The organism is Rhizobacter sp. P1_G5, assembly GCF_056405435.1.
Genome location: NZ_JBFUCB010000358.1, coordinates 1 through 6,818, shown reverse-complemented (window position 1 = coordinate 6,818; position 6,818 = coordinate 1). Strand labels below are relative to the sequence as shown.

Below are 6,818 nucleotides of genomic sequence, written 5' to 3'. Positions count from 1 at the left end.
ACCACGCGCTGTTGAGCATCTCGGCGGGGGGCTCGATCACGATCGAGAAGGTGTCGGGCCCGGTCGGCGAGGCGCTGGTGATGACGGCCGCGGGCCTGGCGGTCGCGATCCCCGCGGTGCTGGCCTACAACGTGTTCGGCAAGCGCGTCGGCGCCTGCGAGGCCGAGCTCGAGGGCTTCGCGCACGACCTGCGCGAGATGATGATCGACCACAGCCGCGACGCCGCCGTGGCCGTCGCTGCCGCGCAGGCCTGAGCGGAGGACCGGCCATGGCCTTCGGTCGCCTCGAACGCACCGCCGGGCCGACGCCGATGAGCGACATCAACATGACGCCGCTGATCGACGTGATGCTGGTGCTGCTGGTGATCTTCATGATCACCGCGCCGCTGATGAGCAGCAGCCTCAAGCTCGACCTGCCGCGCGCCGAGGCCGCGACGCCGAGCGAGACGCCGGATTTCATCGCGGTGGCGATCGATGCGCAGGGCCAGTTGTTCGTCGGCGACAAGCCGGTCGAGGCCGCTGCCTTCGCCGATCAGGTCGCGCAGGCGGCCCCATTGCGCCAGCCGCTCCGGCCCGACCGGCTCATAGGCCATCGCCTTCAGCGTCGTCGGGTAGACCGGCCCGATCGCGATGTACGACGGCCGCAGCGCCTGCGCGCGGCACATCTCCAGCGGCGTGTGCGAGCTGACGCCCACGCGCAGACCTGCAGCCTGGATCGCGCCGAGATCGGCCGTGCCGATGTCCTCCTGGCCGAGGTGCAGGCCGTAGGCGCCGAGGTCGAGCGCCTCGCGCCAGTGGTCGTTGATGAAGAGCTGCGCGCCCGGCACCTCGCGCGCCGCTCTCACCGCCGCGCGCAGCTGCGCCGTCAGCTCGGCCTGCGGCAGGCTGCCTGCCTTCAGGCGCAACTGCAGCGTGCGCACGCCCATCGCGAGCGCGCGCTCGATCCAGTCGGCATCGGGCAGCACCGCGTAGAAGCCGAGCGGCCCGCTCAACGGCGCGAAGGCGGCTGCCGGCATGGCCCCGTCATCAGCCCAGCGGAAGTCGGGCAGGTGCGTGCTGTCGGCCAGTGCCGCCGCGTTCGTGTTCGGTCTGCCCGGGCCGACCTCGAGCGCCTGCGCGAGGCCGGCCGTCACGCGCAGCTTCGCGACACAGGCGGCATCGAACACGCCCCAGCCCTGCGCGAGCGCGCCGGCCAGCGCGGCCGAGAACACGCAGCCGCTGCCGTGCGCCGAGCCGGCCAGGCGCGGTGACGACAGCGATGCGCGTCGCGCGCCGGCCATCACCTCGTCGATGCTGCGGTCGCCCTCCGCATGCCCGCCTTTCAGCACCACGGCCGCCGGACCGTCGAGCACGCCGAGCCGCTGCGCTTCCGGCAGGTTCGGCGTGATCACGTCGGCCTCGCGCGCGAGCGCACGCACCGCGTCGAGCCACGCGCGTTCGTCCGCATCGTGGCTGCTGTGTCCGTTCGACGCGCCGAGCACCGGATCGAGCACGACCGGGCAGCGGCGCGCTGCCACGAACTCATGCACCTCGCGCAGCACCTCCAGCGAACCCAGCATGCCGAGCTTGATGGCCGCCGGCTCGCCATCGCGCAGCAGCGCCTGCAACGCGTCGCGCACCCACTTGGCCGGGACCGGTTGCAGCGCGCCCAGGCCGCGGCTGTCCTGCACCGTCAAGGCCGTCACGACACTGCTGCCGGCGAGGCCCATCGCCTGCCAGGTCGCGAGGTCGGCGGTGATGCCGGCGCCATGCACCGGGTCGTGCCCGGCGATCGTCAACAAGGGTCGCATCGTCGTGTCCTTCAAGCCTGGTGCCAGAACGGCATGCCGAGCGTCGGTGTCGAGGCCTGCGCCGTCTGCCGTTCGCCCATCGGCGTGGCCTCGAACGCCAGCCGCCCCGCGTCGACCGCCTGCGCGAACGCGCGCGCCATGCGCACCGGGTCGCCGGCCTGCGCGACCGCGGTGTTCAGCAGCACCGCATCGAAGCCCATCTCCATCACCTGCGCCGCGTGCGACGGCCGGCCGAGCCCGGCATCGACGATCAGCACCGCATCGGGCAGCCGCGCGCGCAGCGTCTGCAGCGCATACGGGTTCTGCGGCCCCCGCCCGGTGCCGATCGGCGCGGCCCACGGCATCACCGCGGCGCAGCCGGCCTCGTGCAGGCGCTGCGCGAGCACCAGGTCGTCGGTGGTGTAGGCGAGCACCTGGAAGCCCTCGCGCACCAGCACGCGCGCGGCCTCGAGCGTGCCGAACGGGTCGGGTTGCAGCGTGTAGTCGTCGCCGATCACCTCGAGCTTGATCCACGGCGTGTCGAACAGCTCGCGCGCCATCTGCGCGAGCGTGATCGCCTCCTGCGCGTCGTGGCAGCCGGCGGTGTTCGGCAGCACGTGGCAGCCGAGCGCGCGCACGCGTTGCCAGAACGCGTTGCCGCCGCCGTACTCCGGCTGCAAGCGGCGCAGGCCGACGGTCAGCACCTGCGTGCCGCTCGCCTGCACCGCATCGGCCAGCACCTGCGGCGACGGGTAGTGCGCGGTGCCGAGCAGCAGGYGGCTCGCCAGCGGGGTACCAGCGAGGGTCCATGAAGTCATGTCAGCCTCCGGTCACGGGTGCGATCACGTCGATGCGGTCGCCGGGCTGCAGCCTCTGCAGCGGCCACTGCGCACGCGGCACGAACTGCCGGTTGATCGCGCACGCCATCGCGGCCTGCGCGTCGTAGCCCTGCTGCTGCAGCAGTTCCGCGAGGGTGACGGCCGGCGTCTGCAGCGCGCGGCCGTTCATCGACACCTCGGTCGTCAGGTCACTCATGGCATCGTCTCCTGAAGCAGTTGGTCCACCAGCGCGGGTGCGCACAGGTAGCCGTGGCGGTACAGCCCATTGAGCTGCCAGACGCCGTCGTGCCGGCGCAGTTGCGGCCGGTGGTCGTCGAGCGCCGGGCGCAGCGCCGCATCGATGCGCAGCACCCGCGCCTCGGCGAACGCCGGGTGCAGGCTGTACAGCGCGCTGCCCAGCTCCAGCACCGAGCGCAGGCTGGGCGGGCCGGCGTCTTCCGATTCGAGCTCGGTCGCGCCGACGACGAAGCGCTGCTTCGGCCGCGGTGCCACGTAGAGCTGGTAGCGCGGGTGCATCAGCCGCACCGGCCGCTGCAGCGCGATGCCCTCGCACTCGACGCTGAGGATCTCGCCGCGCACGCCGCGCAGCCCCGGCCAGTCGGCGCGCGCGCCGAGGCCGCGTGCGTCGATCACCAGCGGCGCGCGGAACTCGCCCTGCGCGGTGCGCAGCCCGCCGGCGTGCAGCTGCTGCACCGGCTCGTCCTCGTGCCAGTGCACGCGGAAGCGGTCCAGCGCACGCGCCAGCGCGAGCAGCAGTTCGTCGTTGGCGAGCTGCCCTTCGCCGGCCAGCAACAGGCCGCGGTTGAAGCGGCCGGCGAGCGCAGGCTCATGCTCGGCGACGCCGGCCGCATCGAGCGCCTGGATCGCGTGCTGCTCCGCCGGCGCCAGCTTGTGCCGCAGCACCCGCTCGAAGTGATCGAGGCTGCCGCCATCGGCCGCATGCGCGAGCACCAGCGTGCCGGCGCGGCGGAAGTACACCGGCCGTCCGCTGTCGGCCTGCAGCGCGAGCAGCCAGTCGGGCCACAGCGCCATCGCCTGCTGCGCGAGCGCATGCACCTGCGCATCGGCCACGGCCAGCTCGGCCAGCGGCGACAGCATCGCCGCGGCCACCGCGCTGGCCGAGCGCGCATYGTCGCGCCGCGCCGCGTCGAACAGCCGCACCTGCCGCCCGGCGCGCGCAAAACGCCACGCGCACAGCCGGCCGGCCAGCCCCGCGCCGGCGATCAGCACATCGCTGTCGCTGCCGTTGTCCACGCGCATGTCAGAGATAAAGTTCGCCGCCGTGCGCGCGGAACTCCTCGGCCTTGCCGTCCAGCGCCTGGCGGATCTCGATCACCGGCTTCGCCGCCGCGTCGCGCTGCGCGAAGGCCCGCACCTCCTGGCTGATCTTCATCGAGCAGAACTTCGGGCCGCACATCGAGCAGAAGTGCGCGACCTTCGCGTTCTCCTTCGGCAGCGTCTCGTCGTGGTAGGCCATCGCGGTGTCGGGGTCGATCGCGAGGCGGAACTGGTCCTCCCAGCGGAACTCGAAGCGCGCCTTCGACACCGCGTTGTCCCACATCTGCGCGCCGGGGAAGCCCTTCGCCAGGTCGGCCGCGTGCGCGGCGATCTTGTAGGCGATCAGGCCCTGCTTCACGTCGTCGCGGTTCGGCAGGCCCAGGTGCTCCTTCGGCGTCACGTAGCACAGCATCGCGGTGCCGTACCAGCCGATGTTGGCCGCACCCATCGCCGACGCGATGTGGTCGTAGCCGGGCGAGATGTCGGTGATCAGCGGGCCGAGCGTGTAGAACGGCGCCTCGGCGCACGCCGCCAGCTGCTTGTCGACGTTCTCCTGCACCAGCTGCAGCGGCACATGGCCGGGGCCTTCGATCATCACCTGCACGTCGTGCTGCCAGGCCACCTGCGTCAGCTCGCCCAGCGTGTGCAGCTCGGCGAACTGCGCCTCGTCGTTCGCATCGGCGATCGAGCCGGGGCGCAGGCCGTCGCCGAGCGAGAAGCAGACGTCGTACGCCTTCATGATCTCGCAGATCTCGCCGAAGCGTTCGTACAGGAAGCTCTCGCGGTGGTGCGACAGGCACCACTTGGCCATGATCGAGCCGCCGCGCGAGACGATGCCGGTCAGGCGGTTCGCGGTGAGCGGCACGTGCGCGAGCCGCACGCCGGCGTGGATGGTGAAGTAGTCGACGCCCTGTTCGGCCTGCTCGATCAGCGTGTCGCGGAACAGCTCCCAGGTGAGTTCCTCGGCGCGGCCGTTCACCTTCTCCAGCGCCTGGTAGATCGGCACCGTGCCGATCGGCACCGGCGAGTTGCGCAGGATCCACTCGCGCGTCTCGTGGATGTTCTCGCCGGTCGACAGGTCCATCACCGTGTCGGCGCCCCAGCGGATCGCCCACACCAGCTTGTCGACTTCCTCCTCGATGCCCGAGGTCACTGCCGAGTTGCCGATGTTGGCGTTGACCTTCACCAGGAAGTTGCGGCCGATCACCATCGGCTCGCTCTCGGGGTGGTTGATGTTGCAGGGGATCACCGCGCGGCCGCGCGCCACCTCGCTGCGCACGAACTCGGGCGTGATGTCGTGCACGAGCGCCGCGCCGAACGGGTGGCCGCGCTGCGGCAGGCGCTCGGTCGCGAGGCGCTCGCGCAGCTGGGCCTTCACCAGGTTCTCGCGCAGTGCGATGAACTCCATCTCGGGCGTCACGATGCCGCGGCGCGCGTAGTGCATCTGCGAGACGTTGGCGCCGGGCTTCGCGCGGCGCGGGAGCGGCGGGTTGGCCATGCGCAGCGCGGCCAGCGCCGGGTCGTCGAGCCGGGTGCGGCCGTAGGCGCTGCTGATGTGCGGCAGGGCTTCGGAATCGGCGCGGTCGGCGATCCACGCACGGCGCAGTGGCGGCAGGCCGTGCGTGATGTCGATCGCGGCCTGCGGGTCGGTGTAGGGGCCCGAGGGGTCGTAGACGCGCAGCGGAGGGTTCGGCTCGCGCAGCGGCTCGCCGTGCGGCTGCTGCACCAGCGTGTCGGAGAGCGCGATCTCGCGGAACGGCACGCGCAGGTCGGGGCGGCTGCCGTCGAGGTAGACCTTGCGCGAGCCGGCGAACGGCGCGCGGGTGATGCGGCGGGAGAGCTCGTCGGTGTCGACGGAGGATGYTTGCTTGGCCATGCGGTCTCCAGAGGTGGTGTGCCTGCCTGGGAGACCGTGCCCTGCGGTGAGCAGATGCGACCGGTGGCCGAGTGCTGTTTCCTACGCGGGGATGACCCCGATCAGGTTCAACGGGTTAGGCACTGAAGCCCTCTCAGCCTTGGATTCGCATCCTCGGCACCCCGACAAGCGAGCGGATTCTAGGACAGTTGCCGGAACTGTCCCGGCGTGACGCCCATTCGCGCCCGGAACCGGTTCACCAGGTGGCTCGCGCTCGCCAGCCCGCATTGCCGCGCCACCTCGTCGAGTGGCGCCTCCGAATGCCGCAGCAGCTGCTTGGCCCGCTCGATGCGCAACCACAGCACCCAGGCGTGCGGCGCGATGCCGAACGAGGYGCGGAACATGCGCGCGAAGTGATGCTCGGAGAGCGCGGCGACGGCGGCCATCTCGCCGATCGTCAGCGGCTGGTCGAGCCGCGCCTCGGTCCAGTCGACCAGCCGCCGGCGCACGTGGGCCGACAGCCCGCCGCGCGGCGGCGCGCGGTGGCCGCGCGTGGCGTGTGCGAGCAGCAGCGCGGCCAACGCCTCGTGTCCCAGCGCATTCGCCTGCAGCCGCGCCTGCGGGTCGTGCCAGTCGAGCAGGGCCAGCGCATGAAGCGGAGCGGCCACGCCGGCGTCGGCCACGAAGGTCAGGTCGGGCACCTGCACCTCGCGCGGTTCGCGGTCGAGCAGCCGCACCGCCAGCGGCGCCAGCTGCGCCTCGTCGAAGTACAGGTGCACGAAGCTCTGCTCCTCGCGGCCCACCACCCAGCGCGATTCGTGGCCGGCCGGCATCACGCACAGCCGGCCCGGCTCGCCGCGCAGATCGGGCGCCTCGTGCCGCCAGGTGCCGTGGCCGCCGCTCAGGTACAGCGACAGCGTGTGGTGAGAGGGCCGGCTGTAGCGCGTCGCATCGGCCGCGTTGCGCCACACCGCGGCGGCCAGCCCGTCGCCCAGCACGGCGCTGCGCTGCAGCCGGGCGCGCGAGTGCGTCAGCACGTCGAACACCTCGTGGCGGGACAGGTCGGGCGGTGTGGCGG

General features: G+C 72.2%; 6 protein-coding genes, 2 pseudogenes and 1 riboswitch. Of the genes and pseudogenes, 2 read left to right on the top strand and 6 right to left on the bottom strand.

The window, feature by feature from the left end; all coding sequences use genetic code 11:
* The coding region (locus AC1D12_RS21655) for a MotA/TolQ/ExbB proton channel family protein (protein ID WP_477842770.1) at positions 1-254 on the top strand (254 nt) is incomplete at its 5' end.
* 14 nt (positions 255-268) lie between these two features.
* Positions 269-490 (top strand): annotated as a pseudogene (locus AC1D12_RS21650) (biopolymer transporter ExbD); the annotation flags it as partial.
* Positions 491-607: 117 nt separating this feature from the next.
* Here AC1D12_RS21650 and AC1D12_RS21645 read toward each other — a convergent pair.
* The 6 genes and pseudogenes from AC1D12_RS21645 to AC1D12_RS21620 all read right to left on the bottom strand — a co-directional run.
* Positions 608-1,789 (bottom strand): annotated as a pseudogene (locus AC1D12_RS21645) (bifunctional hydroxymethylpyrimidine kinase/phosphomethylpyrimidine kinase); the annotation flags it as partial.
* 11 nt (positions 1,790-1,800) lie between these two features.
* Positions 1,801-2,586: a thiazole synthase gene (locus AC1D12_RS21640; RefSeq protein WP_477842768.1), complete on the bottom strand. Its 786-nt coding sequence runs from the start codon at positions 2,584-2,586 to the stop codon at positions 1,801-1,803.
* Between the two features lies 1 nt (position 2,587).
* Entirely contained in the window at positions 2,588-2,803 is a 216-nt protein-coding gene (thiS, locus tag AC1D12_RS21635) for a sulfur carrier protein ThiS (RefSeq protein WP_477824709.1), read from the bottom strand.
* A complete protein-coding gene (locus AC1D12_RS21630; RefSeq protein WP_477842766.1) occupies positions 2,800-3,867 on the bottom strand; it encodes an FAD-dependent oxidoreductase in 1,068 nt (355 codons plus the stop codon). The genes thiS and AC1D12_RS21630 overlap by 4 nt, the downstream gene beginning before the upstream one ends.
* A gap of 1 nt (position 3,868) precedes the next feature.
* The gene (gene thiC, locus AC1D12_RS21625) at positions 3,869-5,761 is read right to left on the bottom strand and encodes a phosphomethylpyrimidine synthase ThiC (RefSeq protein ID WP_477842764.1); all 1,893 of its coding nucleotides are present in this window, start codon (positions 5,759-5,761) and stop codon (positions 3,869-3,871) included.
* Positions 5,762-5,822: 61 nt separating this feature from the next.
* Positions 5,823-5,935, bottom strand: a riboswitch (TPP riboswitch).
* A gap of 5 nt (positions 5,936-5,940) precedes the next feature.
* The coding region (locus AC1D12_RS21620) for a helix-turn-helix domain-containing protein (RefSeq protein WP_477842762.1) at positions 5,941-6,818 on the bottom strand (878 nt) is incomplete at its 5' end.

What these genes read in the sequence shown, in the direction of transcription:
- thiS (WP_477824709.1), bottom strand. Translation starts at nt 2,803, where the DNA reads ATGAGTGACCTGACGACCGAGGTGTCGATGAACGGCCGCGCGCTGCAG.